The 23,117-nt window shown below is 47.8% G+C and carries 22 protein-coding genes; 15 read left to right on the forward strand and 7 right to left on the reverse strand.

Annotated features, from left to right (window positions below):
* Positions 1–57 precede the first annotated feature (57 nt).
* Positions 58–798 carry a MurR/RpiR family transcriptional regulator gene (locus Q1A40_RS17695; RefSeq protein WP_300002731.1) on the reverse strand — a complete coding sequence of 247 codons (741 nt, stop codon included), beginning with the start codon at positions 796–798 and terminating at the stop codon, positions 58–60.
* A 381-nt stretch (positions 799–1,179) separates the two neighbouring features.
* Here Q1A40_RS17695 and Q1A40_RS17700 point away from each other — a divergent pair, with 381 nt between their 5' ends.
* Positions 1,180–1,452, forward strand: a complete 273-nt coding sequence (locus Q1A40_RS17700; protein WP_300002734.1) for a hypothetical protein — start codon at positions 1,180–1,182, stop codon at positions 1,450–1,452.
* Between the two features lie 136 nt (positions 1,453–1,588).
* On the opposite strand, the gene Q1A40_RS17705 is transcribed toward Q1A40_RS17700, so the two are convergent.
* A complete protein-coding gene (locus tag Q1A40_RS17705; RefSeq protein ID WP_300002736.1) occupies positions 1,589–2,425 on the reverse strand; it encodes a MurR/RpiR family transcriptional regulator in 837 nt (278 codons plus the stop codon).
* 286 nt (positions 2,426–2,711) lie between these two features.
* On the opposite strand from Q1A40_RS17705, the gene Q1A40_RS17710 reads away from it, so the two are divergent.
* The 10 genes from Q1A40_RS17710 (at position 2,712) to iolB (ending at position 15,913) form a co-directional block, all read left to right on the forward strand.
* Positions 2,712–4,217, forward strand: coding sequence for a CoA-acylating methylmalonate-semialdehyde dehydrogenase (locus tag Q1A40_RS17710; RefSeq protein ID WP_300002739.1), 1,506 nt, complete (start codon positions 2,712–2,714; stop codon positions 4,215–4,217).
* Positions 4,218–4,228: 11 nt separating this feature from the next.
* Positions 4,229–6,157 (forward strand): 3D-(3,5/4)-trihydroxycyclohexane-1,2-dione acylhydrolase (decyclizing), encoded by a 1,929-nt coding sequence (gene iolD, locus Q1A40_RS17715; RefSeq protein ID WP_300002742.1) that lies wholly within the window; start codon positions 4,229–4,231, stop codon positions 6,155–6,157.
* Positions 6,158–6,476: 319 nt separating this feature from the next.
* The gene (gene iolG / locus Q1A40_RS17720; protein WP_300002744.1) at positions 6,477–7,463 is read left to right on the forward strand and encodes an inositol 2-dehydrogenase; all 987 of its coding nucleotides are present in this window, start codon (positions 6,477–6,479) and stop codon (positions 7,461–7,463) included.
* A gap of 37 nt (positions 7,464–7,500) precedes the next feature.
* The gene (locus Q1A40_RS17725; RefSeq protein ID WP_300002746.1) at positions 7,501–8,430 is read left to right on the forward strand and encodes a substrate-binding domain-containing protein; all 930 of its coding nucleotides are present in this window, start codon (positions 7,501–7,503) and stop codon (positions 8,428–8,430) included.
* Positions 8,431–8,520: 90 nt separating this feature from the next.
* Complete coding sequence (locus Q1A40_RS17730; protein WP_300002749.1) at positions 8,521–10,068, forward strand: sugar ABC transporter ATP-binding protein; 1,548 nt, start codon at positions 8,521–8,523, stop codon at positions 10,066–10,068.
* A gap of 11 nt (positions 10,069–10,079) precedes the next feature.
* On the forward strand, positions 10,080–11,108 hold the full coding sequence (locus tag Q1A40_RS17735) for an ABC transporter permease (RefSeq protein ID WP_300002752.1): 1,029 nt from the start codon (positions 10,080–10,082) through the stop codon (positions 11,106–11,108).
* Between the two features lie 13 nt (positions 11,109–11,121).
* Positions 11,122–12,255, forward strand: coding sequence for a Gfo/Idh/MocA family oxidoreductase (locus tag Q1A40_RS17740; RefSeq protein ID WP_300002755.1), 1,134 nt, complete (start codon positions 11,122–11,124; stop codon positions 12,253–12,255).
* A 9-nt stretch (positions 12,256–12,264) separates the two neighbouring features.
* Positions 12,265–14,178, forward strand: coding sequence for a 5-dehydro-2-deoxygluconokinase (gene iolC / locus Q1A40_RS17745; RefSeq protein WP_300002758.1), 1,914 nt, complete (start codon positions 12,265–12,267; stop codon positions 14,176–14,178).
* A gap of 10 nt (positions 14,179–14,188) precedes the next feature.
* Positions 14,189–15,079, forward strand: a complete 891-nt coding sequence (gene iolE / locus Q1A40_RS17750; RefSeq protein WP_300002760.1) for a myo-inosose-2 dehydratase — start codon at positions 14,189–14,191, stop codon at positions 15,077–15,079.
* Between the two features lie 9 nt (positions 15,080–15,088).
* Positions 15,089–15,913: a 5-deoxy-glucuronate isomerase gene (iolB, locus tag Q1A40_RS17755; RefSeq protein ID WP_300002762.1), complete on the forward strand. Its 825-nt coding sequence runs from the start codon at positions 15,089–15,091 to the stop codon at positions 15,911–15,913.
* A gap of 244 nt (positions 15,914–16,157) precedes the next feature.
* Here iolB and Q1A40_RS17760 read toward each other — a convergent pair whose 3' ends face one another.
* From Q1A40_RS17760 to Q1A40_RS17775, 4 genes are all read right to left on the reverse strand, one after another.
* Positions 16,158–16,700, reverse strand: a complete 543-nt coding sequence (locus Q1A40_RS17760; protein ID WP_300002765.1) for an Ail/Lom family outer membrane beta-barrel protein — start codon at positions 16,698–16,700, stop codon at positions 16,158–16,160.
* A gap of 1,016 nt (positions 16,701–17,716) precedes the next feature.
* The gene (locus Q1A40_RS17765) at positions 17,717–18,700 is read right to left on the reverse strand and encodes a trans-acting enoyl reductase family protein (RefSeq protein WP_300002768.1); all 984 of its coding nucleotides are present in this window, start codon (positions 18,698–18,700) and stop codon (positions 17,717–17,719) included.
* 71 nt (positions 18,701–18,771) lie between these two features.
* Entirely contained in the window at positions 18,772–19,173 is a 402-nt protein-coding gene (locus Q1A40_RS17770) for a VOC family protein (RefSeq protein ID WP_243079532.1), read from the reverse strand.
* A 14-nt stretch (positions 19,174–19,187) separates the two neighbouring features.
* Entirely contained in the window at positions 19,188–19,931 is a 744-nt protein-coding gene (locus Q1A40_RS17775; protein WP_300002773.1) for an SDR family oxidoreductase, read from the reverse strand.
* Between the two features lie 138 nt (positions 19,932–20,069).
* On the opposite strand from Q1A40_RS17775, the gene Q1A40_RS17780 reads away from it, so the two are divergent.
* Positions 20,070–20,960 carry an AraC family transcriptional regulator gene (locus tag Q1A40_RS17780; RefSeq protein WP_300002776.1) on the forward strand — a complete coding sequence of 297 codons (891 nt, stop codon included), beginning with the start codon at positions 20,070–20,072 and terminating at the stop codon, positions 20,958–20,960.
* A gap of 28 nt (positions 20,961–20,988) precedes the next feature.
* Here Q1A40_RS17780 and Q1A40_RS17785 read toward each other — a convergent pair whose 3' ends face one another.
* Positions 20,989–21,459, reverse strand: a complete 471-nt coding sequence (locus Q1A40_RS17785; protein WP_300002778.1) for a helix-turn-helix domain-containing protein — start codon at positions 21,457–21,459, stop codon at positions 20,989–20,991.
* A gap of 28 nt (positions 21,460–21,487) precedes the next feature.
* Here Q1A40_RS17785 and Q1A40_RS17790 point away from each other — a divergent pair, with 28 nt between their 5' ends.
* The 3 genes from Q1A40_RS17790 to Q1A40_RS17800 all read left to right on the forward strand — a co-directional run bounded on the left by Q1A40_RS17790 (position 21,488) and on the right by Q1A40_RS17800 (position 22,928).
* Positions 21,488–21,952 (forward strand): nuclear transport factor 2 family protein, encoded by a 465-nt coding sequence (locus Q1A40_RS17790; RefSeq protein WP_300002781.1) that lies wholly within the window; start codon positions 21,488–21,490, stop codon positions 21,950–21,952.
* A gap of 449 nt (positions 21,953–22,401) precedes the next feature.
* Positions 22,402–22,641 (forward strand): type II toxin-antitoxin system antitoxin RelB, encoded by a 240-nt coding sequence (gene relB / locus Q1A40_RS17795; RefSeq protein WP_159466353.1) that lies wholly within the window; start codon positions 22,402–22,404, stop codon positions 22,639–22,641.
* On the forward strand, positions 22,641–22,928 hold the full coding sequence (locus Q1A40_RS17800) for a type II toxin-antitoxin system RelE/ParE family toxin (protein ID WP_300002787.1): 288 nt from the start codon (positions 22,641–22,643) through the stop codon (positions 22,926–22,928). The genes relB and Q1A40_RS17800 overlap by 1 nt, the downstream gene beginning before the upstream one ends.
* Positions 22,929–23,117 lie beyond the last annotated feature (189 nt).

The following is a 23,117-nucleotide window of genomic DNA, read 5'->3' on the forward strand; positions in this document are numbered from 1 at the left end:
TAAATTATGACCCAGGACATTTTAAAGTGAATTGATTAATGTAATTCATAATATTAATTACATTAATTGTTCTAACTCATACACAAGCAAATCAACTAAAATAAAAAAACCCACTCTGGATTTAGTATCATCTTTTTTTGTGTCGTGATTATCAGCAAAACAAAAAAGATTATTATCAGCATAAGTTGTCAGTTCGTTAGAATTAAATGCTGTCATGCTAATAATATTAGCCTCTTTTAATTGAACGGCTCTTGCAGTTTCTATTATTTTCTTTGTTCTACCAGAAAGTGAAATGAATACCACTGTATCTTCGCTACTGACTAAGCGAGTGAATGAATCAGATAAATTATAATCATTAATAAAAAAGCAATGTAATCCTAATGAAAACAATAAGTGTTCAAGATAGTAGCCAACTGCTTTACTGGTTCCTCGGCTGACGATAAAAATATTCTTTGCATGACGCAATGACTTAGCACAATCATAAATTTGCTCTTCATTGATCAAAGTGAAACTTTTGCTGATATTTCTTTCCAGTTGTTTTTTAAACGAAGGGAGATTTTGGTTTTTATCTTTGTTTTCGGCTAAGATATGCTCATTAATCTTAAATTTAAGCTCTTTATACCCGTTAAAGCCTAATTTTTGAGATAAATTTACAATAACGGTCTTTGAGACAAAGGCTTTATCAACTAACTCATTGATATTTAAAAAGGGAATATCAGCGATATGATCAACAATGTATTTTAGCGCTTTTTTTTCACTGGTTGTTAAATCTGTATAATTTTTCAAAAAATCCAGCATAGCCTACCTTTCTCATTGTAGTGTAAAAATACCATAAAGCCCTAAGATGACCTTAAACCAATGTAAGACACAAGTTTTATTACAGTTTAAAACCGCTTCATCGAAATCATCTTTTGTTTGAAAAACAGATCATGACAGTGCCTACAGCCTGTCCAATAGGACACTGGAACAACGTGAGATCCCCTGATGCCATCAAAAAATGGGGTTTCAGATGCAGATTTTTCTTCCATTCATTTCCCCTGCTCTGCCTCAACTCGTTTTTAGTCGCACATCAGTTTAACCTTCACTGAAGCGATCGATTCTATTATGCATCACAGAAAGGAAACACAATAAAAATTCATTATTAATAAAAAAGATAATATACAAGAAGATAAAGCCAGAATGAAAGTAATAGCAGGTAAATTTCCAAAGGTATTAATACAAGGCATTAACGTCCCAGTGTTAAATAAGGAAAATCACGATAACTATATATTCCCAGATAATATCAGATTCTATACTGCAGGTACGATAGATTATCAGCCCAAAGATAAAAAGATATATGAGTGTCAACCTTTCCCTAATAGCGGTTTTTGTTCCCAATGGTCTAGTAGTGCAAATCAGTATGAACCGGGTATTGGTTTCGCATGGGAATCAGCATGGACTTTGCTTAATTAAAAACCCTAAATAATTAGAGTCACTTCTAGACGCAAAGAGAAGGCAGTCGATAAGCACAGACAAACCCTGCGATTCGACTGTCTTCTCTATAGCAATATTCAACCAACTCAAAATATTGCAGAAATTTGCAGTAGCGCTAATCAGTTTTTCGATTCCCCTGGAAATACGCCAGCGCAATCATCAGTGACTGCACCAGGCACAGCGTGGCTGACTGAGAGCGAAAGGCATCGACCTGAGCCTCTTTAACCACAAAACATAGATCGCTGAGAACTGCAAGCGGACTAATTTGGCTGTCGGTTATGACGATTTGCTTAGCACCCGCATTAGCAGCAATTTCACTGATCATCACCGTTTCTTCAGCATAAGGCGAAAAACTAATCGACACTAAAATATCTCGTTCGGTAATACGACTGACTTGCTCGCGAAACATTCCCCCCATTCCATCAAGTAATACCGGGCGACATTCGAGATGGCTCAGGGCATAACTCAGATAGGCAGCAACACTAAAAGAGCGCCGTAAACCAACAACATAAATCGTTTCGGCTTGAGCCAGCAGTTCTACCGCCTGCTCCAGCATTTCTGGTTTAGTGCGGGCTGCCAGCTGCTGTAAAGCAAGACCATTAGAACGGGCAAACTCTTGCAGAATATCAAAGGGTGTTTCTGGTATTTCTTCACTTTCCATCTCACGGAATAGCCGCGCCCGGTCAGTATAACTTGCTGTTTCCTCCACCAGATTCATACGAAATAATTGTTTCATTTCATTGAATCCACTGAAATTAAAAGCATTAGCAAAGCGGATCAGGGTTGAAGGTGGAACCCCCGCACGTTCAGCAATTATCGCGACGGTATCAAAGGCCACGCTATTGGTATTATCCAGTACATAGCGTGACACCTGCTGCAGCCGTTTGCTCAGGTCATCATAGCGGTAACGGATCTGCTGTTGCAGTTCACTTAAGTTCGTCGCAGTGGTCAATATTATTCCCCCTAAAAAGTGTGCTACCGGGTATTTAAACTCAGTCAAACGGAAAATGAAACAGATGTACCGTTATTACCTTCCACATAAATACTTCCATTCCCAGGTCGGTTCCCATCACCTGCTGACACCAGGCTACGATCAATCCTTGTCGGTTATCTATTGCACAAACATCAAAATTGATTCTTGATCACAATAATCAATTTTTATTTTATTTCAAGCTGAAATGAAATGTTTGTTTCATATACAGTGTTCAGGACATCTATTTAACAGCGAGAGGGTAGATATGGAGACGGTAGCGAATTTTATTCACGGCAAATGTATCACGGGTGACAGTCAGCGCGTTCAGGCAATCTTCAATCCAGCCACCGGGAAGCAGATCCGTCAGATTGCCATGAGTACGGTACAACAGACAGAACAAGCGATTGCTGCCGCGCAGCAGGCTTTCCCCGACTGGTCCCGCCAGTCTCCGCTCAAACGTGCCCGTGTCTTATTCCGCTTTAAAAGTTTGCTTGAACAGCATATGGATAGCCTGGCAAAACTGATTAGTGAAGAGCATGGCAAAGTCTACTCTGATGCAGTCGGTGAGTTAACCCGCGGCCTGGAGGTCGTCGAGTTCGCCTGCGGTATTCCACATCTGCAAAAAGGCGAGCATTCCGCGAACGTCGGCACTGGCGTTGACAGTCACTCTCTGATGCAACCACTGGGAGTTTGTGTCGGGATCACCCCCTTTAACTTTCCGGCTATGGTGCCAATGTGGATGTTCCCTATTGCCCTTGCAACCGGAAATACCTTCGTACTTAAACCCTCGGAAAAAGATCCTTCCCTGGCGGTAAAACTGGCCCAGTTACTGAAAGAGGCGGGGCTCCCCGATGGCGTCTTTAATGTGGTGCAAGGAGATAAAGAAGCAGTTGATGTTCTGCTGACTGACCCACGTGTACAGGCGGTGAGTTTTGTTGGCTCAACACCGATTGCCGAATATATCTACAATACCGCATCAGCTCAGGGTAAACGTTGCCAGGCGCTGGGTGGAGCAAAAAATCACTGTATTCTGATGCCCGATGCGGATATGGCGATGGCAACGAATGCCATTATGGGGGCCGCTTTTGGTGCTGCAGGAGAACGTTGTATGGCGTTATCCGTTGTGGTTGCCGTTGGTGACAGCACCGCCGATACTCTCTGTTCTCAGTTGGAGCAACAGATGGCCACTTTACGGGTTGGCCCAGGCCTCGGTCACCAGCCAGAAAATGAAATGGGGCCTCTGATAAGCAGCGCACATCGTGCCAAAGTACTGGGTTACATTGATAGTGGCGAAGCCCAGGGCGCAACGCTGCGTGTTGATGGTCGCGGACTAAAACTGGCAGATAATGAAGAAGGTTATTTTGTCGGGCCCACGCTGTTTGACCATGTCACGCCGGAGATGACGATTTATAAAGAGGAGATCTTTGGTCCGGTACTGAGTGTCGTACGCGTAGCCGATTATCAAAGTGCGCTGAATCTGATTAACCAGCACGAATACGGTAATGGGACGGCCATTTTCACCCGCGATGGTGGCACCGCAAGACGTTTCTGTGAAGAGGTTCAGGTCGGCATGGTTGGCGTTAACGTACCGATTCCTGTCCCTATGGCCTTCCACAGTTTTGGAGGCTGGAAACGTTCCATCTTCGGACCACTGAATGTCCATGGTAATGATGGCGTACGCTTCTATACCCGAATGAAAACCATTACTGCCCGTTGGCCGGAAAGCAACCACCAGCAAGGTGCCGCATTTTCCATGCCGACACTAGGCTGATTGGGGGAATAATGACAACACTACGTTTAACCATGGCACAGGCTCTGGTCAGATTTCTTAATCAACAATATATTGATGTGGAAGGTGAAGAACAGCCGTTTGTCGAAGGCGTGATGACCATTTTTGGCCACGGTAATGTTTTAGGTATCGGTCAGGCGCTGGAAGAAGCTCCCGGCCACTTGAAAGTTTACCAGGGATGTAGCGAACAAGGCATGGCGCATATTGCTACCGGGTTTGCGAAACAACATCTGCGTCGGCGTATCTACGCGGTAACCTCGTCAGTAGGCCCTGGTGCTGCCAATATGATTACGGCAGCAGCAACCGCCACGGCTAACCGTATTCCGTTGCTGCTATTACCGGGGGATATCTATGCCAGCCGTCAGCCGGACCCGGTACTACAACAGATTGAGCAGTACCATGACTTAAGCATCAGTACCAATGATTGCTTTCGTCCGGTATCACGTTACTGGGATCGTCTTAATCGGCCTGAGCAGCTGATGAGCGCGATGTTAAGTGCCATGCGAGTACTAACTAACCCAGCAGACACTGGGGCGGTGACTATCTGCCTGCCGCAGGATGTACAAGGTGAAGTATGGGATTACCCGGCCAGCTTCTTTGCGCGTCGCGTACATCATATTGAGCGCCGTCCACCTGATGAAACCCGGCTACAAAGCGCACTGGCACTGATTAAAAGCAAACGTCGCCCCTTAGTGATTTGTGGTGGAGGGGTGCGTTATTCAGGCGCTCATGACGCTTTTCAGAGATTCGTTGAAACAGCACGGCTTCCTTTCGCTGAAACACAAGCGGGGAAAGGTGCGCTGGTAAGTGAGCACTCGCTAAACCTTGGTGGTCTGGGTGTCACTGGAGGACTTGCCGCCAATCTGCTGGCCCCCAAGGCAGACTTAATTATTGGTGTCGGAACTCGTTTAACCGATTTTACTACCGGCTCAAAGTCACTTTTTGCACCCGACGCAGAGTTTCTGATGCTGAACGTGGCAGAGTTTGATGCCATGAAACTCGACGCGATGCCGCTGGTCGCCGATGCCCGTGCAGGACTTGAGCGGTTAGCTTCAGAGCTCAGTGACATTAACTATCGCTCGCAATGGGGTGACGATATTGTCCAGGCCAAAGCGGCCTGGCATAGCGAATGTCAGCGATTATGGACGCGCCACTGGCAACCCGGAGATCCGCCTGAAGTCGCCGGGCATCTTGATGAAGTCTTGCAAGAGTACAGCCAGGCTCTTGGTACTTCACTGACACAAACCCGCGTACTGGGGCTTATCAATCAGCATATTGAAGACAACGCGATTGTTGTCGGCGCTGCAGGCTCACTGCCGGGTGATTTACAGCGACTATGGCAGGTGAAAACACCCGATAGCTATCATCTGGAATATGGTTACTCCTGTATGGGCTACGAAATAGCCGCGACAGTGGGCGCTAAACTGGCGAAGCCCAACCAACCGGCCTATGCCATGGTAGGGGACGGGTCTTATATGATGCTCCATTCTGAGCTGCAAACCGCCGTGCAGGAGGGAATAAAAATAACCGTTTTACTGTTTGATAATGCAGGATTTGGTTGTATTAATAATCTCCAGATGGGACACGGTATCAGCAGTCTGGCAACCGAGAATCGCCAGCGAAATCCGGTAACCGGCAAGCTCGACGGACCGCTGGTGAAGGTGGATTTTGCTAAAAATGCTGAGAGCTATGGCTGCTGTGCTTTTCGCGTTCACGATGAGCAAAGTCTGCTTGCTGCTCTGGAGGCCGCTAAATTAGCAGATGGCCCAACTCTGCTGGATATTAAAGTCCTGCCGAAGACCATGACACATGATTACGAAGCCTGGTGGCGAACCGGTGATGCCGGGACTGCACAGTCTTCTGCGGTAACCCTGGCTTTTGAAAATACTCAGGCCATGCTCAAACGCGCCCGTCAGTATTAATCCCTCCCCCGATTCCGCCTGTAAACCAGGCGGAATATTTATTTCATCTTATTGGGCTTCATTCCCTGCCAGCTGTGTATTTTCGCTAAATCGCTCAATTCTGCCTTCTGCAATTTTATCTGCTCAGTCAATACTGTGATTTTGGTTACAGAAAGAACCCATTAAAAGAACAAAATGTTAACCCACACACAAAAATGAAACTTTCAATCTGCATTAAAATGAAATAAATGTTTTATTTTAGGTGTCGATTTTGAATTGCCCAAGGTGCCGGGTTCCTCCGGTAAAAAAGATTAACGCAATATCCATTTCGGGAGCCGCTATGTTTAACATTGCTTTATTGGGTGCCGGTCGCATTGGCCAGATCCACGCAGCAAATATTGCCGCCCACAAAGAGACAAATCTGTGGTCAGTTGTTGATCCGAATGAAGAAAATGCCGCCCGTATTGCAGCCCAGTATAAAATACAGGTACAAAGCGTAGACGAGGTAATGGCTGATACTAACGTACATGCTGTACTCATTGCCTCAGCAACCGATACCCATGCAAACTTAATTGAACTCGCCGCCCGCCATGGCAAAGCCATTTTCTGTGAAAAACCCGTACACCTTGACCTCGCCCGTGTTCGTGAATGTCTTACAGTGGTAAGAGCAAATAACGTTCCGCTGTTTATTGGTTTTAATCGTCGTTTTGACCCACAGTTTCGTCGTGTCAAAACAGAGGTTCTCGAAGGCCGTATCGGCAAACCTGAATCCCTGTTGATTATCTCACGCGACCCTTCCCCACCACCGGTTGAATACGTCCGAGTTTCTGGCGGCATGTTTCGTGATATGACGATCCATGATTTTGATATGGCCCGTTTCATTATGGGTGAAGAACCCGTCTCTATTTACGCTCAGGGAAGTAATCTGGTCGATCCCGCTATCGGCGAAGCCGGTGATATCGATACGGCGTTCATTGTCCTGAAATATCGCTCTGGTGCGCTGGCAACCATTGTAAACAGTCGCCGTTCAGCCTATGGCTACGACCAACGCCTTGAATTACATGGCGCTAACGGTCTGCTGTCTGCCGGAAATATTCTGGAAAACCAAGTACAGCACCTCAGCGCCACAGGTTGTCGCAGCGCATTACCAGAACACTTTTTCCTGCAACGTTATAAAGAAGCCTATGCCGCAGAATGGCAGCATTTTGTTGAGGTTCTGCGTGGTGAAACTAAACCAGAATGCAGCGGCGAAGATGGTGAGCGTGCCCTGTACCTGGCCGACAAAGCACTGGAGTCCCTGCATAGCCGGTGTGAAATAACATTATAACCTTCAATAAAACCCTACAAACAGAAGAGATATAATAATGAAAAAACTCATTCTTGCCGCCCTTATCGCATTAACCACCGCTCCTGCATTAGCTGCAAACGAACAAATTGTTTTCAGTACCCCAAATCTCGCCATGCCGTTTGAAGTTCATATGCAGCGTACTGCCGTTAACGCTGCCAAAGAGATGGGGGTAAAACTTCAGGTTCTTGATAGCCAGGGTAGCTCACCGAAACAAGCAGCCGATCTGGAAAATGCCATCACGCGTGGTGCTCAGGGATTTATCGTCTCTCCTAATGATATTAACGCTGTTTCAAGTGCCGTCGCTGAAATCCAGGACGCAAATTTACCGGTAGTGACGCTGGATCGTTCCGTTATTAGCGAAAAACCGGTGCCACATTTTGGTGCCAATAACTACAAGGGCGGCCAGGCAATCGCGAGCTTCGTGATTGAGAAGTTCCCTGAGGGAGCTGAAATCGTTCTGCTTACCGGTCAGCCAGGTTCCTCCTCCAACATCGAGCGGACCAAAGGGATCCGCGATCGTCTGAATGAAGGCGGTAAAAAATACAATATCGTCGTCGATCAGACCGGTAACTGGATGCGATCTGAAGGCATGCGCATCGTAGAAAGCGTGCTGCCATCCTTGCCTGAGAAACCGCAGATTATCCTGGCCGCAAATGATGATATGGCACTAGGTGCCATTGAAGCACTGCAGTCACAAGGCATGAAACCAGGTGAGATCCTCGTCACCGGTTTTGATGCGGTACCAGAAGCCCTTGAGAGAGTAAAAGACGGCTGGCTTGCCGTCACCGCCGATCAGCGTCCGGGCTATGCCGTGACCACGGCAATGACTCAGTTGGTCGATAACATCCGCGATAAAAAGGCGATAACCGGAGCGGACTACGCCCCTACCCTGATAACCCAGGATAACCTCGATAAAGCAGAACGTATCAGCGAAACCAGTAAATAAACCTATTTTATATGTCCTCCATCATTCGAGTTATTTGAAGTTCGAAGGTTATACGCCCGTTTAACGACGGGCGTTACAAGGAGCCTACTGATGTCGCAGCCCTTATTAAAAGTTACCCAGCTCGCAAAAAGTTTCTCCGGTGTCTGGGCACTCAGTGACGCCAATCTTCGCGTCGGTGCAGGAGAGATCCACGCCCTGCTGGGTGAAAACGGTGCCGGAAAATCGACATTGTTAAAAGCGTTGGCCGGTGCACAGCCCCAGACTCATGGTGAAATTTGGTTCAATGGTGAGACGCTCAAGCCGGATGATTCGCCAGTAGAACGCCAGAATAAAGGCATCATTACTATTTACCAGGAATTTAACCTGTTACCGAATATGACGGTGGCAGAAAACATGTTCCTCGGTCGTGAACCCCGCCGCCATAACCTGATTGTTGATGCCAAAGCGGTCAATAACGAAGCGCAGGTTATTCTGGATTATTTGCAGCTGAATATTGCTCCAACAACTGCTGTTGCACGCTTAAGTGTCGCTCAGCAGCAGATGGTCGAAATTGCCCGTGCGCTAACGCTGAATGCCAGACTCATCATTATGGATGAACCTTCTGCGGCACTCAGTGATAGCGAAGTTGAAAGTTTGCATCGTGTTGTTCGTGAGCTGAAGGGGCGTGGCGTCAGTATCATTTACGTGACCCACCGCCTGCATGAGGTTTTCCAGCTTTGCGATCGTTTTACGGTATTTCAGGATGGGCGTTATACCGGTTCTGGCGATGTTGCAGGGACCAATGTTGAGGAAATTATCCGTCTGATGGTCGGCCGTAACGTGGTGTTTAACCGCCGGGACGCTAGCCTGACGCATCACCAGGATAAACCAATACGTTTATCGATCAAAGGATTAAGCCGCGAGAAACCGCCACTCGATCCACATGGTATTGCTCTGAAAGATGTCAGTTTTCATGTTCATGCCGGAGAAGTGCTAGGAATCGCAGGCCTGGTCGGTGCAGGCCGCACAGAAATTGCACGCTGCCTGTTTGGCGCGGATAAATTTACCAGCGGTAGCTTTGAACTCGACGGTAAACCTTATCAGCCTCGGGATCCAATGCATGCTTTGGATCAGGGCATTGCTCTGGTACCAGAAGATCGCAAAAAAGAGGGTGCCGTACTGGGGTTATCGATTCGCGACAATATGTCTCTCTCCAGTCTTTCATCATTACTGACCTGGCGTTATTTCGTCAGTCCCCACAAAGAAGATGCTCTGATTGCCGCTTATCGCCAGGCGCTGCAAATCAAAATGGTGAATCCAGAACAGGAAGTGCGCAAGCTCTCCGGCGGTAACCAGCAAAAAGTGATTCTGGCGCGCTGCATGGCGCTCAATCCAAGGGTCTTAATTGTCGATGAACCGACCCGGGGTATCGACGTTGGTACAAAATCTGAAGTCCATCAGGTGCTCTTTGATATGGCAAGCCAAGGGGTGGCCGTTATCGTCATCTCCTCTGATTTACCAGAAATACTGGCCGTATCCGACAGAATAATCACCCTGAGTGAAGGACACATCACCGGAGAATTACACGGTGATGAGGCCAATGAAGAACGCCTGATGACAATGATGGCGATTAACCACAGTGCGTTAAATGCCGCATAACGGGAGAACCCATGACGCAGATGATTTCTAAAACACAAGCTGAGCAAAAGCGCGTATCGCGTATCGACTTTATCGGCTTTTTTGAGCGCTTTGGGGTACTGATTTTTATGATCCTGCTGCTGGTTTTTTTCCAGACACAGAACAGTAACTTCCTGAGCGAACGCAATATATTAAACATTCTTACCGAGGTGTCGATCTACGGGATCATCGCTATCGGTATGACCTTCGTTATTTTGACTGCCGGTATCGATCTCTCCGTCGGATCGATTCTTGCGCTCTGTGCCATGACCGCCGCTTATGTGATTAAAGGCGACAACTTTACCACCGTCGATCCCGATGCCTGGGGCGGGATGAGCTGGCTGTTAGCAATGGGGATCTGTCTGGCTATGGGTACGCTGATAGGTCTGGTGCAAGGACTCGGCGTTACTCGCCTGCGCCTACCGCCTTTTATTGTCACCTTAGGCGGTATGACTATCTGGCGCGGGCTGACGCTGGTGATTAACGATGGTGCGCCAATCGCAGGTTTTGATGCCGGTTACCGCTGGTGGGGACGCGGGGAAATGCTCGGGATCTCCATTCCTATTTGGATCTTCGCCTTCGTCTCGATTATCGGTTATCTGGCACTGCATAAAACGCGCTGGGGACGCTTTGTCTATGCCATTGGCGGTAACCCTGAGGCTGCAAGACTGGCCGGGGTCAATGTCAGACGTGTACTGGTTAGCGTTTATGTGGTGATTGGCTGTCTGGCTGGACTGGCGGGATTTGTGCTGAGTGCTCGTCTGGGAAGTGCTGAAGCCGTCGCCGGGATCTCCTTCGAATTACGCGTTATTGCCTCAGTCGTTATTGGCGGAACTTCACTGATGGGCGGCTATGGCCGCATTAGCGGAACGATTATCGGCGCGATCATTATGGGCATCTTAATTAACGGCCTGGTACTGATGAACGTCTCTGCTTATTACCAGCAGATTATTACCGGCCTGATTATCGTGCTGGCGGTTGCCTTTGATACCTATGCCAAGAGCCGTCGCGGCGCAATTTAGTTCAGGAGCATTTATGAAACAAGTAAGAATTGGTCTGATTGGTACAGGATATATTGGCAAAGCCCATGCGATTGCTTATGCCCAGGCACCAACGGTGTTTGAACTGCAAGGTCAGCTGGTACGTGAAATGGTGGCAGAAGTGACACCGGAGCTTGCTGAAAAACGCGCTGCGGCGTTTGGTTTCAATCGGGCCACCAGCGACTGGCGTGAGCTGGTCGCCGATCCCAATATTGATGTGGTCGATATTTGCTCCCCTAACCACCTCCATAAAGAGATGGCACTGGAGGCGATTCGTCACGGGAAACATGTCTATTCTGAAAAACCTCTGGCGCTTAATGCCCGTGACGCAAAACAGATGGTGGATGCCGCACGTAAGGCTGGCGTGAAAACCTTGGTGGGTTTCAACTATATGAAAAATCCCACCGCCAAGCTGGCAAAGCAGATCATCGAAAGGGGGGAAATCGGCGAAATTATCCATTTTTACGGTACACATAACGAAGACTATATGGCCGACCCGCGGGTACCGATTCACTGGCACTGCTTTAAAGAAACCGCCGGGCTAGGTGCCTTGGGTGATTTGGCCGCGCATATCGTCAATATGGCGCAATACTTGGTGGGCGATATTGAGCAGGTATGTGGCGATTTAAAAATTGTCGTTCCCGAGCGCCCGGCATATGCCGGTAGCCACGAAATGGTTGCCGTTGAAAACGAAGATCAGGCACATGCAATGGTGCGTTTTGCCGGAGGTGCGCAAGGCATTATTGAGACCTCGCGAGTTGCCAGCGGCCGCAAAATGGGTCTGACGTGGACCATTACCGGCACCAAAGGTGCTATCACCTTTACTCAGGAACGCATGGCAGAGCTGAAGCTGTATCTGCAAGAGGATCCGGAAGGGCGTCAGGGATTCCGTACCTTACTGGTAGGCCCTGCTCATCCTGAATATGGCGCGTTCTGTATGGGAGCAGGCCACGGGATTGGTTTTAACGATCAAAAAACCGTCGAGATACGCGATCTTATTGATGGCATTGCGGGTGACGCGCCGTTATGGCCTGACTTTGAAGAAGGCTGGAAAGTTTCACGTATTCTCGATGCTATCGCCCTGTCTCATCAGGACGGCCGCTGGGTGAAAGTATCTGACATTGTCTAAGGACCAAGAATGAAACAAAAACAATTGGATCTCATTTGCATGGGACGCGTGGCGGTCGATCTTTATAGTCAGCAGATTGGTGCCCGGCTCGAAGATGCCACCAGTTTTTCCCGCTATCTTGGCGGTTCATCAGGTAACGTAGCCTATGGTACTGCACGCCTGGGATTAAAATCGTCCATGCTGGCGCGCGTAGGCGACGAACATATGGGGCGTTTTCTGCGTGAAGAGTTGACTCAGGTGGGTTGTGATACCAGTCATCTGATAACCGATACTGAGCGGCTCACAGCCCTGGTGTTACTCGGTATTAAAGACCGCGATACCTTTCCGTTAATATTTTTCCGCGAAAACTGCGCCGATATGGCGATTACCGCAGAAGACTTCACTGAAGAATATATTGCCTCTGCCCGCTGCCTTGCTATCACCGGTACCCATCTTTCCCACCCACGCACCCGTGATGCGGTACTTACCGCGCTGAAATATGCGCGCCGTAATGAGGTACGTACGGCTCTGGATATCGACTATCGTCCCGTTCTCTGGGGTCTGACAGCGCTGGGGGACGGTGAAACACGTTTTATTGCTGCCGAACAAGTAACCCAACAATTACAGTCAGTACTGCATTTATTTGATGTCGTTGTCGGTACTGAAGAAGAGTTTCATATTGCCGGGGGAACGACCGATACCCTGCAAGCGCTCAAGCAAGTACGTGAAGTCACTGGAGCAACGCTGGTCTGTAAGCGCGGAGCACAAGGGTGCTCAGTCTTTACCGGGCCGATCCCCGACTCGCTGGACGGCGGGATTAATGTTGCCGGTGTTCGGGTCGAAGTACTCAATGTACTGGGTGCCGGAGATGCTTTTATGTCCGGTTTACTGCGTGGTTATATTAATGATGAAGGTTGGGTTCAGGCCTGTCGTTATGCCAATGCTTGCGGTGCCCTGGTGGTATCCCGCCACGGTTGCGCGCCGGCTATGCCTGGCAAAATCGAACTTGATGACTATTTGGCGCGTGAAGAGTCCGTCCCACGCCCTGATCTCGACAGCCATTTAAATCATCTTCATCGTGTAATTTCTCGCCGCCGACAGTGGCCGGAACTCTGTGTAATGGCATTTGACCACCGTAGCCAGTTAGCCGAAATGGCCTTACAAAGCGGTGCCGACTTACGCCGTATCCCAGCGCTGAAGCAGCTGATCCTGCAAGCCAGCCGGGAAGCGGCACAGCATGCCGACCTGGAAGGGAAAGCGGGCTTATTGTGTGACGGGACCTTTGGTCAGGATGCGCTGAATGCAATTACCGGCGAAGGCTGGTGGATTGGTCGTCCGATAGAACTACCCGGTTCACGTCCGTTAGAAATGGAACATGGCAATATCGGCTCACAATTGATCAGCTGGCCACAGGAACACATCGTTAAATGTCTGGTGTTCTTCCACCCCGAAGATGCTCATAGTTTACGTCTTGAGCAAGAACAAAAAATTGCTGAGGTTTATCAGGCTTGCTGTCAGTCAGGGCATGAACTGTTATTAGAGGTGATTTTACCTGCAGATATGCCGCGTAATGACGACCTGTATTTACGCGCTATTTCCCGCTTCTACAACATCGGTATTTATCCCGACTGGTGGAAATTACCCCCACTGGGTGATGCTGGCTGGAAGGCACTCAGCGCCCTGATTGAAAAACGCGATCCTCACTGTCGCGGTGTTGTCATCCTCGGTCTCGATGCACCTGTCTCTGTATTACGCGACGGATTTAATACCGCTGCAAATTATCCAATTGTTAAAGGATTTGCCGTCGGCCGCACCCTTTTTGGTGAACCATCGCAGGCTTGGCTGAAGCGTGAGATTGACGATGCCGAACTGGTGAAACGTATTCGCGATAACTATTTGCAGCTGATTGCTCTATGGCGTGAGCGCGGCCAGACTACATATTAAGGAAAACATCATGACCGTACACTTAGGTATTAATCCACTGACATGGACCAATGACGACTTACCTTCACTCGGTTCCGATACACCGCTCGAAACCTGCCTTAGCGAAGGAAAAGAAGCAGGATTTGAAGGGTTTGAACTGGGTAATAAATTCCCGCGTACCGCAGCGGAGCTCGGCCCTATTCTCACCCGGCATGATTTGAAACTGGTTTCAGGATGGTATTCCGGTCGCTTGCTGGAGCGCAGTGTGGAAGAAGAAATTGAAGCAGTGCAGCCACACCTGACGCTGTTGCGCGAACTCGGTTCCAAAGTGCTGGTATTTGCCGAAGTCTCCGACTGCATTCACGGGGATCAACAAACCCCCGTTCATCTGCGTCCGCGCTTTCCGGCAGAACGCTGGCAGGAATATGGCGAAAAGCTGACTGCCTTTGCCCGCTATACACAGCAACAGGGGGTGCAAATTGCTTATCATCACCATATGGGAACCGTGATTGAAAGCGCCCAGGATGTCGATAACTTGATGACCCATACCGGCCCTGAAGTCGGACTCCTTCTGGATACCGGTCATCTCACTTTTGCCGGTGCAGATCCCCTTGTAGTGGCACAGCGCTGGATTTCTCGCATCAACCATGTTCACTGTAAGGATATACGTGCAGAAGTACTGGCTGAGGTGAAAAACCGTAAGACAAGTTTCCTTGATGCGGTGTTAAGTGGCGTGTTCACCGTCCCGGGAGACGGTTGCGTCGACTACCCTCCCATCATGGCATTACTCAAACAGCACGGCTATCAAGGTTGGTTAGTGGTAGAAGCTGAGCAGGATCCGGCGATTGCCCATCCGCTGACCTATGCTCGCCTCGGCTACAATAATCTGAGTAATCTGGCGCGTAATGCCGGGTTAATTTAAGGGGGAACAATGTCCGAGTTACTTTCACGCTGGCAGCCACCCAATAGCCAAGGACGCACTCAGTCCGTCACGCCTGAAAATGCAGGATGGGGTTATGTGGGCTTTGACGTCTATCAGTTAAATGCAGGCCAGAAGTTATCATTACCGGCAGTGGCTGAAGAGCGCTGCCTGGTACTGGTTGCCGGGCGTGCAACGATTGATACTCCTTCGGCAAGTTTCCTGAACATTGGTGAGCGAATGAGCCCCTTTGAACGGCTTAAGCCTTGGGCGGTATATGTCACTTCAGGTGAGAGCATTGAGGTAGAGGCTCTGACCCAACTGGAGCTTGCGGTCTGTGCCGCTCCCGGTCAAGGCACTTACCCCACCCGGCTGATTGCTCCGCAGGATATTGATGCCGAAGCTCGAGGTAAAGGACACAACCAGCGTTATGTCCATAATATTCTGCCGGAAGATAAACCCGCTGATAGCTTGCTGGTGGTTGAAGTGTATACCAATGAAGGCTGTACCAGCTCTTATCCCAGCCACAAACACGATACCGATAATCCACCTGAGGAAACCCGTCTCGAAGAGACCTATTACCACCGCTTAAATCCGCCTCAGGGCTTTTGCATGCAGCGAGTTTATACCGACGATCGCTCGCTGGATGAGTGTATGGCGGTCTATGACAAAGACGTCGTCAAAGTCCCGAAAGGCTATCATCCCGTCGCGACCATCGCGGGCTATGACAGTTATTATCTGAATGTCATGGCAGGTCCAGTACGTAAATGGCTATTTACCTGGGAAGAGAGCCACCTTTGGATAAACGGCGAAAGTTACGCTAAAAACTCGCAATAATATCAGGTATATACCCAAAATAATTCGAGTTGCTTGCAGGCTCCCAGTTCAGCCCGTCGATGAGCACAGGTAAACTCTGTGATTCGCGGGCTGGACGCAGGTAACCCCAGGCAACTTGAAGTATGACGGGTATAGATAACCCCATCCTGTGGATGGGGTTATCCTGATGAGCGCGCTTCAGATAATCAGAATACAGCTATCAGAAAAATACCGTGAATAACGCGTTAACAAAACATAAACTGACTCAAAAGCGGAAACCCGCCCCTATATTTACGCCATTAAGTGATATGTGGTCATCAGACTTAGAATTCGTTCTCTCATAGCCGATATTCACAGAGAGGTTCTGCATCGGATTGATAACAACACCCGCGCCATAAGCAACCGAAGTCGCATTATGTTCGCTCTTATCTAAAAAATGAAAACGGGCCTCTGTATACTGAATTTTTGTATACGCCACCCCTGCCAGAGCATAGAAACTCACATAATCATTAACACGATATGCAGGGCCTGCCAGCAGAGTGTAATATTTTAAATCTATTTGTTTATTACAGACAGGATAATTTCTTTTTCTGGAGTCATTGTTTTTCATATAGGTAAATGAACTCATAAAACTGACGGGAGAATTCCACTCATAGCGATACTGGGCGTTCATGCCACTAATACTTTTAAAATCCTTGACCTTACCCTCTGAATACCCCAGAGAAAAAGAGTGATTATTTGTACTGGCATTAGCATTAACAATGACAAACGAAGACAACAAACATCCAATAAAAACTTTCCTTGACATAAATAATCCTTTTAAAAAAACACGTTAATCAACCGACTAAATTAGATATTAAAAAATAATTTTTGATAAGAGACATTATGCTTAAATACAACACTTAACCCCGAAAAAAGCGTTTTATAAAAACACAAGCAAGACAAGCAAGTTCACTTTTATTGATACTACTTCATAACAAAAATAATACTCAATTAATGATTACCATCAATATATACCCTAAATAATTCAAGTTGCTTGTAGGCGCAGAGTCAATCCTGGCGATGAGCATAGATAAACTATGTGATTCGGCAGGATTGACGAAGGTAACGCCCAAGCAACTTGAAGTATGACGGGTATAAATAGATAACATAAGCATTACCTTTTACGATAACCTTTATGACATAAAAGCCTGTTAATATACTTCCCACTTAAGTCTTATATTTTATTTTTAAGTAGATTCCTTCTGAAACAACCTTGCTTTTATTACGAAGAAGATGATAATTTCTGTGAACTATGAATCCATTTGATATCGCGTTATTAATTTATACGCAAATTAATAATTTCATTCATTCATTCATTCATTCATGAAATTAGATAAGAAATGGAATTTCAATAAAGTCATTACATTCATGTATGCTGCAGATTAGGTGTGAATCATTGTCGCAGTGAGTTCCGTTACTGAGACCCGTTTTGTCGGCGTGATTGATTTTAGTGGCGTCGCTTCTTATCTGCCGATGTCCATGCTTAGCGGTGTATTCATGCTCACTGCTACATCTGCGCTATACAGTGGCTGCCAGTATTGGGCTCCTTTCCTGTCTGGCCGATATGTTCCCACGAAAACCTGCTGCATGATGGTTTTCCACGGCAGCTCCGCTTAACATGACACCGCAAACTTAAACATCTGTTCCCATAAATCGCATTCTTATTGTTCCCCTGCCAAGAAAAAATTCACTTTTGTTAAGACTATGCGGTAATGTCCCCAGACAGGACATTTTCAATAGGCCAACATTCATTGGCCCCTCAAATCATTTAGGACACAAGGCTTACAGCTGAGTGATACGTGTATCTGCGATGGTTTCCGCGAAATGTTTCCCAAATAAGTCTGCGGGCGTCTGGAAACCAGGCTTTGCATCTCCCGCCAGCACTCTTCGCGCTGCCTCCGCTGCGGCTATCGCAGTAAAACTGTATCCATTAACCGTGTCTAGCAGCATTTGTACTGTCTTTCCTTCAGCGTCTACTATTTCGGCAACAGCCTGGTAACGACTGCTTTCACGCTCTTTTGCTGAAGGGCCATCGGGTAATGTAGATAAATCCCCTTGTGGAAACCCAATCCCACTAACGTGTACAAATGTAGAGATGTCAGGGATGCCCGTTGTTTTCCAGACAGTGACCAGGTCCGGCAGGGTTACTGGAAAACATTCTCGTGCACCACTGCCAAAATCAAAAGATCTCAGTTCGCCGGGGTCCTTTGGCACCAGCTGTCCATTGAGCCTTATGAGACATTCAGGCGATAAATTCTCCATCGCGCTCACAGCTGAGCCCCGTGACATTGATCCGGCCACGTTCAGTGCCAGAGAAATGCTTATAGGATACTTTACCCGTTCTGCGGCATGTACTGCGAGGCACCCCAGCATTGCTACCGATCCTCCACACCCCGGTAGCAGCATAACGCCTGCAGCGCTCGCATCCTCTTCATAGGCTTCAGCCAGCCTGTAACTGTCCTGTTCTGCGGCAATATCGAGATAGTGAATCTTATTGCGTACCGCTGCGTTTATCAGGGCATCGGCAGTGTATGCAAAAGGCCCTGCGCAGTTGAGCAATACCGTAACACTTGCCAGCGCCTCATCTATTTCAGACGGATTTTCAAGAGAGAAGACTTTGTATGGTAAGTTTAGCTCACTGGCCATAGCGACAAGTTTATCTTCACTGCGGCCTGCAATAGTCATCGGTATGCCCGAATCTAATGCGTGTTTAACAATCATGCTTCCTGTATACCCGGTAGCGCCATAGATCATCATAGTTTTCATATTCATCCTGTGTAACAGTGCACCCGTTATGCTGGTGTAGCATCTGAGTTCATTTAGTAAGCGTGTACGGCTTATGGATTGTGTTGCCAGCTTTTATAGACAAACTCAATGCTATATCCGTCTGGGTCTCTGACCTGGGCTGCGTAATAACGGGGGTCATAATGCTTCTGTGCTCCCGGTGGGTGAATTTCGGTTGCACCAGCAGCAAGAGCTTCAGCATGCGCCGCGTTAACCATGGACTCCGATTCTGCGATGAAACCTACGTGGACAGCATCAGCGCAAACAGTCCCCTGCCTGAGCCAGAAAAATATCCGGCCATTTGCACCGAATCCTTTGAGGTCAGGGTGTCCGTGAGGCCCCTGCGCACCGTCATAGTCATGGCGGTTTACGATGCCAAGAACAGGCAGTACGCGCTCATAAAATGCGATTGAACGTACAGGGTCACTGACTGAGATAAAAATATGATCAAGCAAAATAAATTCCTTTATCAGACGTTATAGCCACCCGCAACCTCGATTGACTGCGCATTGATCCAGCCCCCATCGCCCGTCAGCAAAGAGGCAATCACCCGGGCGACTTCATGAGGTTCACCAACGCGTCCCAGCGCGGTTTGTGAAGCAAGCAGAGATTCAAATTCGTCATTAAGCCCACCGCCAAGTTCTGTGCGGATTGGGCCAGGTGATACTGCGTTCACTCTAATCCCGCGTTCGCCAAATTCCTTCGCCATGTAGCGACTCAGGACTTCAAGCCCCCCCTTAAATGCTGCGTAAGGCGCGACACCAGCGGTGGCGACGCGCGTGGTAGCGCTTGTGATATTGACAATGCAGGAGTCTCTGCGCAGAAGAGGCAGCAGCTTCTGTGTCAGAAAGAATGGCCCCTTGAGATGCACATTCATCAGGCCATCAAATTGCTCTTCAGTTACGGCTTCAATAGGGTTAAAGAGTCCATAACCGGCGTTATTAACGAGGCCATCAAGACCTGTTGTATTCCATTGTGCTTTCATCACCCGCTCAAGCTCAGCTCGGAACTCATCAAAACTACCGACGTCGCCAACATTCAGCTTCATAGCAATGGCGTTACCACCGGAGGCTTGGATGCTCTTGACAACGGATTGCGCTGATTCAGCCTGGTTGTTCCACGTCAGAATGACGCCAAATCCACGCCTTGCACACTCGATCGCTGTGCTGGCACCAATTCCCCTGCTGCCCCCGGTAATCAGAACGTGTTTCATGATTGCTCCTGTAAGTGAAAGTATACGCTACACAGGTTACGCACCGGGATTATCGCTGGCTTATGCGATCCTCTTTGATTGTTGCCCGATTCTGCTTTTATGTTGTTGTGGATAACGGAGACGTGTTATCAATCTCTGATGGAAAATAAATTACGCGAACTACGAGAACTGGCATCCGGAGCCGGAAATCAGCGGACAGAGACGGGAATTCCCCGGGTAGCAATGGTGCAGGGAGAAATTCCTGAACACAGACTTTCTGCTGTTTATGAGCCTATGATTAATCTGATCCTGACAGGTTCAAAAAGCATGACTGTCGGCGGAAGGACATTAAACTACAATCCAGCTACTTATTTTGTCATGTCAGTAGACTTACCCGCAGTAGGAAATGTGTTCCCTGATAACGTTACAAATGCACCTTATCTGGCTGTCAGCCTGACGCCCAAGCCTGAAATTATTGCCGATCTGCTGGACAAGATTCCCGGCACTGGTGACGCTTATCTCTATCATTCAGGATTTTCAGTAGCGCCAGTCACCCGGGAATTACTGGATGCATGGATTAGAATGCTGTCCCTTGTCAGAAAGCCTGATGAAATTGCCGCTCTGGCTCCGGCGTATGAACGGGAAATTCTTTTTCGTGTACTGCAGGGCCCCCTTGGATGGATGCTAAGGGAGATAGCAACGCCTGAAACCCACCTTGCAAGGATTTACAAGGTGATCAACTGGATTAAGACAAACTACACACAAGCCATACGTGTAGAGGATCTGGCTGAAATGGCAGCGCTTAGCGTGTCCGCTTTTCACCGCCACTTCCGCGCCATAACGGCCTTAAGCCCTGTGCAATACCAGAAACAAATTCGCCTGATGCATGCCCGGCTCAAGCTCGCCACATCGGGCGAAAATATTATGAATGTCGCGCTATCGGTGGGCTATCAAAGCCACACTCAGTTCAGTCGGGAATATGCAAGACAGTTTGGATTACCGCCCTCAGCTGATTTGAAAAAAATCTCCCTCAGCCATGCCCGCAATTAGCGAAATGTGAAGATCCCCTGCCAGAATTTTATTCGGTTGTCCTGGCATCAAACGCAGCCTGAGCAAGTGTCACGTCAGAACTGTACTCAAGGGTCCAGTTAAATAGCGCCTGAAAGGGCGCTTCCAGAGTGCGCCCCAGGGGGGTAATGCTGTATTCAACTGCAATCTGAGACGATGGAATGACGCGACGGGCAATTATGCCGTTTCGTTCAAGACGGCGTAAGCATTGAGTCAGTGACTTCTGGGTAATACCATCCATGCACCGCTTTATCTCGTTAAACCGCAATGGCTTGCTACACAGAGCGAAAAGGATTGAGACAGACCACTTGTCAGTTATTTGATCCAGTAATAACCGCCCTGAAGCCTTGTCCTCGCATGAATGACCGGAGGAATACTCCGGACTGTGCGCCTGCCTGTTGTCTGCTGACATACAGTTTACCTCCGTATACCTGGGTGAAAAAAGGTGCCTAATTGACACCAAGTATCCACAGTATACCATCTGAGTCACCAATCATAAGGAGCAAATTATGTCAGTATCACTCAGTGAAAATGTTGCAAACAATCTTGCTATCGTCGATTCGCTTTACCGATATGCGGCAGGAATTGATCTCAAAGACCCGGAGTTAATTAAAGGGGCCTTTACTGAAGATGCGGTGTCTGACTTCCGCCCTGCGGGAGCTAAAGCGGGTTTTGAATATCCTGTCCTGGAGGGTAAAGAAACGATAGCTGATGCATTGCTGAATTCGCTTAAGCTGATTGTCACCACTCATTCAGTGACGAATCCACGTGTAACTATCGATGGAGATAAAGCATATCTGGAGGCGATTGTGGAAGCACAGCACTTGCCTGAATCCGATCCCTCACGCCACTATCTGATGAAAAATCGTTATGACGTTGAACTTTTAAAGCAACAAGACGGCTGGTTCATATGCCGGGTCACAGTTGATAATGTCTGGAGGAGTGGTGACCCGACAGTGCTGGCAGGAGTGTAAGGTTTACCGGAACATTGGATAACCAGAATTTCTGATATATGCAAATATACCCGTCATACTTCAAGTTGCTTGGGCGTTACCTTCGTCAATCCTGCCGAATCACATAGTTTATCTATGCTCATCGCCAGGATTGACTCTGCGCCTACAAGCAACTTGAATTATTTAGGGTATATACTGAAATCTTTATTGTGTGTGCCTTATCTTAAAACAAGGGTGGATGAAGGAGCATTTATTCATCCATCGTTAAAAGAAAAGAAGGATGTTTCATATTCCAGGTTAATGACACCATCAGGGCCCTTCAATAGATTTTGATATCTATATAATCATTCTGATGTCCGCTTCACGCCCTGAGACATTCGACTGGCGTTCCTGTCTTCCTGTGTGCTTGCTATAGGTATACGGTAATGCAATACTTGTAATGACATTTGTAATTACAAGAGGTGTGAGACATGGGTAGCATCAACCTGCGTATCGACGATGAACTTAAAGCTCGTTCTTACGCTGCACTGGAAAAAATGGGAGTAACTCCCTCTGAAGCGCTTCGCCTCATGCTTGAATATATCGCTGACAATGAACGTTTGCCATTCAAACAGACACTCCTGAGTGATGAAGATGCCGAACTTGTGGAGATAGTGAAAGAGCGCCTTCGTAATCCCAGACCTGTTCGCGTGACTCTGGACGACCTCTGATGGCGTATTTTCTGGACTTTGACGAACGTGCATTAAAGGAATGGCATAAACTTGGCGCGACGGTTAGAGAACAACTGAAAAAGAAGCTGGCAGAGGTGCTCAAATCTCCACGCATTGAAGCTAACAAGCTACGTGGGATGCCTGATTGCTACAAGATAAAGCTCAGGTCGTCTGGTTATCGACTGGTATATCAGGTCATCGATGAAAAGGTTGTCGTCTTTGTAGTATCTGTCGGGAAAAGAGAGCGCTCAGATGTTTATACCGAAGCGGTCAAACAGATCCTCTGAACTTCGGCAGGACATTTCTGTCTCGCAGTAAAGGTGCCACTTCTACTTTGCGTTGACAGAAAATTCACTTTTTGCTGTTCCTTTCACACCAAGAAACGTGATACCAATCACATTTTTTGATTTCTCAGGGTAATATTTTCAGTTAGTAACTATATTCAGCATGCAAGCAGGAGTGATTATCATTTACAT

Source organism: uncultured Cedecea sp. (assembly GCF_947498825.1).
GTDB lineage: Bacteria > Pseudomonadota > Gammaproteobacteria > Enterobacterales > Enterobacteriaceae > JGM124.

Excerpts from the sequence above, each read along its gene's own strand:
- Q1A40_RS17695 (WP_300002731.1), bottom strand. The coding sequence starts at position 798 with ATGCTGGATTTTTTGAAAAATTATACAGATTTAACAACCAGTGAAAAA.
- Q1A40_RS17700 (WP_300002734.1), top strand. The coding sequence starts at position 1,180 with ATGAAAGTAATAGCAGGTAAATTTCCAAAGGTATTAATACAAGGCATT.
- Q1A40_RS17710 (WP_300002739.1), top strand. The coding sequence starts at position 2,712 with ATGGAGACGGTAGCGAATTTTATTCACGGCAAATGTATCACGGGTGAC.
- iolD (WP_300002742.1), top strand. The coding sequence starts at position 4,229 with ATGACAACACTACGTTTAACCATGGCACAGGCTCTGGTCAGATTTCTT.
- iolG (WP_300002744.1), top strand. The coding sequence starts at position 6,477 with ATGTTTAACATTGCTTTATTGGGTGCCGGTCGCATTGGCCAGATCCAC.
- Q1A40_RS17725 (WP_300002746.1), top strand. The coding sequence starts at position 7,501 with ATGAAAAAACTCATTCTTGCCGCCCTTATCGCATTAACCACCGCTCCT.
- Q1A40_RS17730 (WP_300002749.1), top strand. The coding sequence starts at position 8,521 with ATGTCGCAGCCCTTATTAAAAGTTACCCAGCTCGCAAAAAGTTTCTCC.
- Q1A40_RS17735 (WP_300002752.1), top strand. The coding sequence starts at position 10,080 with ATGACGCAGATGATTTCTAAAACACAAGCTGAGCAAAAGCGCGTATCG.
- Q1A40_RS17740 (WP_300002755.1), top strand. The coding sequence starts at position 11,122 with ATGAAACAAGTAAGAATTGGTCTGATTGGTACAGGATATATTGGCAAA.
- iolC (WP_300002758.1), top strand. The coding sequence starts at position 12,265 with ATGAAACAAAAACAATTGGATCTCATTTGCATGGGACGCGTGGCGGTC.
- iolE (WP_300002760.1), top strand. The coding sequence starts at position 14,189 with ATGACCGTACACTTAGGTATTAATCCACTGACATGGACCAATGACGAC.
- iolB (WP_300002762.1), top strand. The coding sequence starts at position 15,089 with ATGTCCGAGTTACTTTCACGCTGGCAGCCACCCAATAGCCAAGGACGC.
- Q1A40_RS17760 (WP_300002765.1), bottom strand. The coding sequence starts at position 16,700 with ATGTCAAGGAAAGTTTTTATTGGATGTTTGTTGTCTTCGTTTGTCATT.
- Q1A40_RS17765 (WP_300002768.1), bottom strand. The coding sequence starts at position 18,700 with ATGAAAACTATGATGATCTATGGCGCTACCGGGTATACAGGAAGCATG.
- Q1A40_RS17775 (WP_300002773.1), bottom strand. The coding sequence starts at position 19,931 with ATGAAACACGTTCTGATTACCGGGGGCAGCAGGGGAATTGGTGCCAGC.
- Q1A40_RS17780 (WP_300002776.1), top strand. The coding sequence starts at position 20,070 with ATGGAAAATAAATTACGCGAACTACGAGAACTGGCATCCGGAGCCGGA.
- Q1A40_RS17785 (WP_300002778.1), bottom strand. The coding sequence starts at position 21,459 with ATGGTATACTGTGGATACTTGGTGTCAATTAGGCACCTTTTTTCACCC.
- Q1A40_RS17790 (WP_300002781.1), top strand. The coding sequence starts at position 21,488 with ATGTCAGTATCACTCAGTGAAAATGTTGCAAACAATCTTGCTATCGTC.
- relB (WP_159466353.1), top strand. The coding sequence starts at position 22,402 with ATGGGTAGCATCAACCTGCGTATCGACGATGAACTTAAAGCTCGTTCT.
- Q1A40_RS17800 (WP_300002787.1), top strand. The coding sequence starts at position 22,641 with ATGGCGTATTTTCTGGACTTTGACGAACGTGCATTAAAGGAATGGCAT.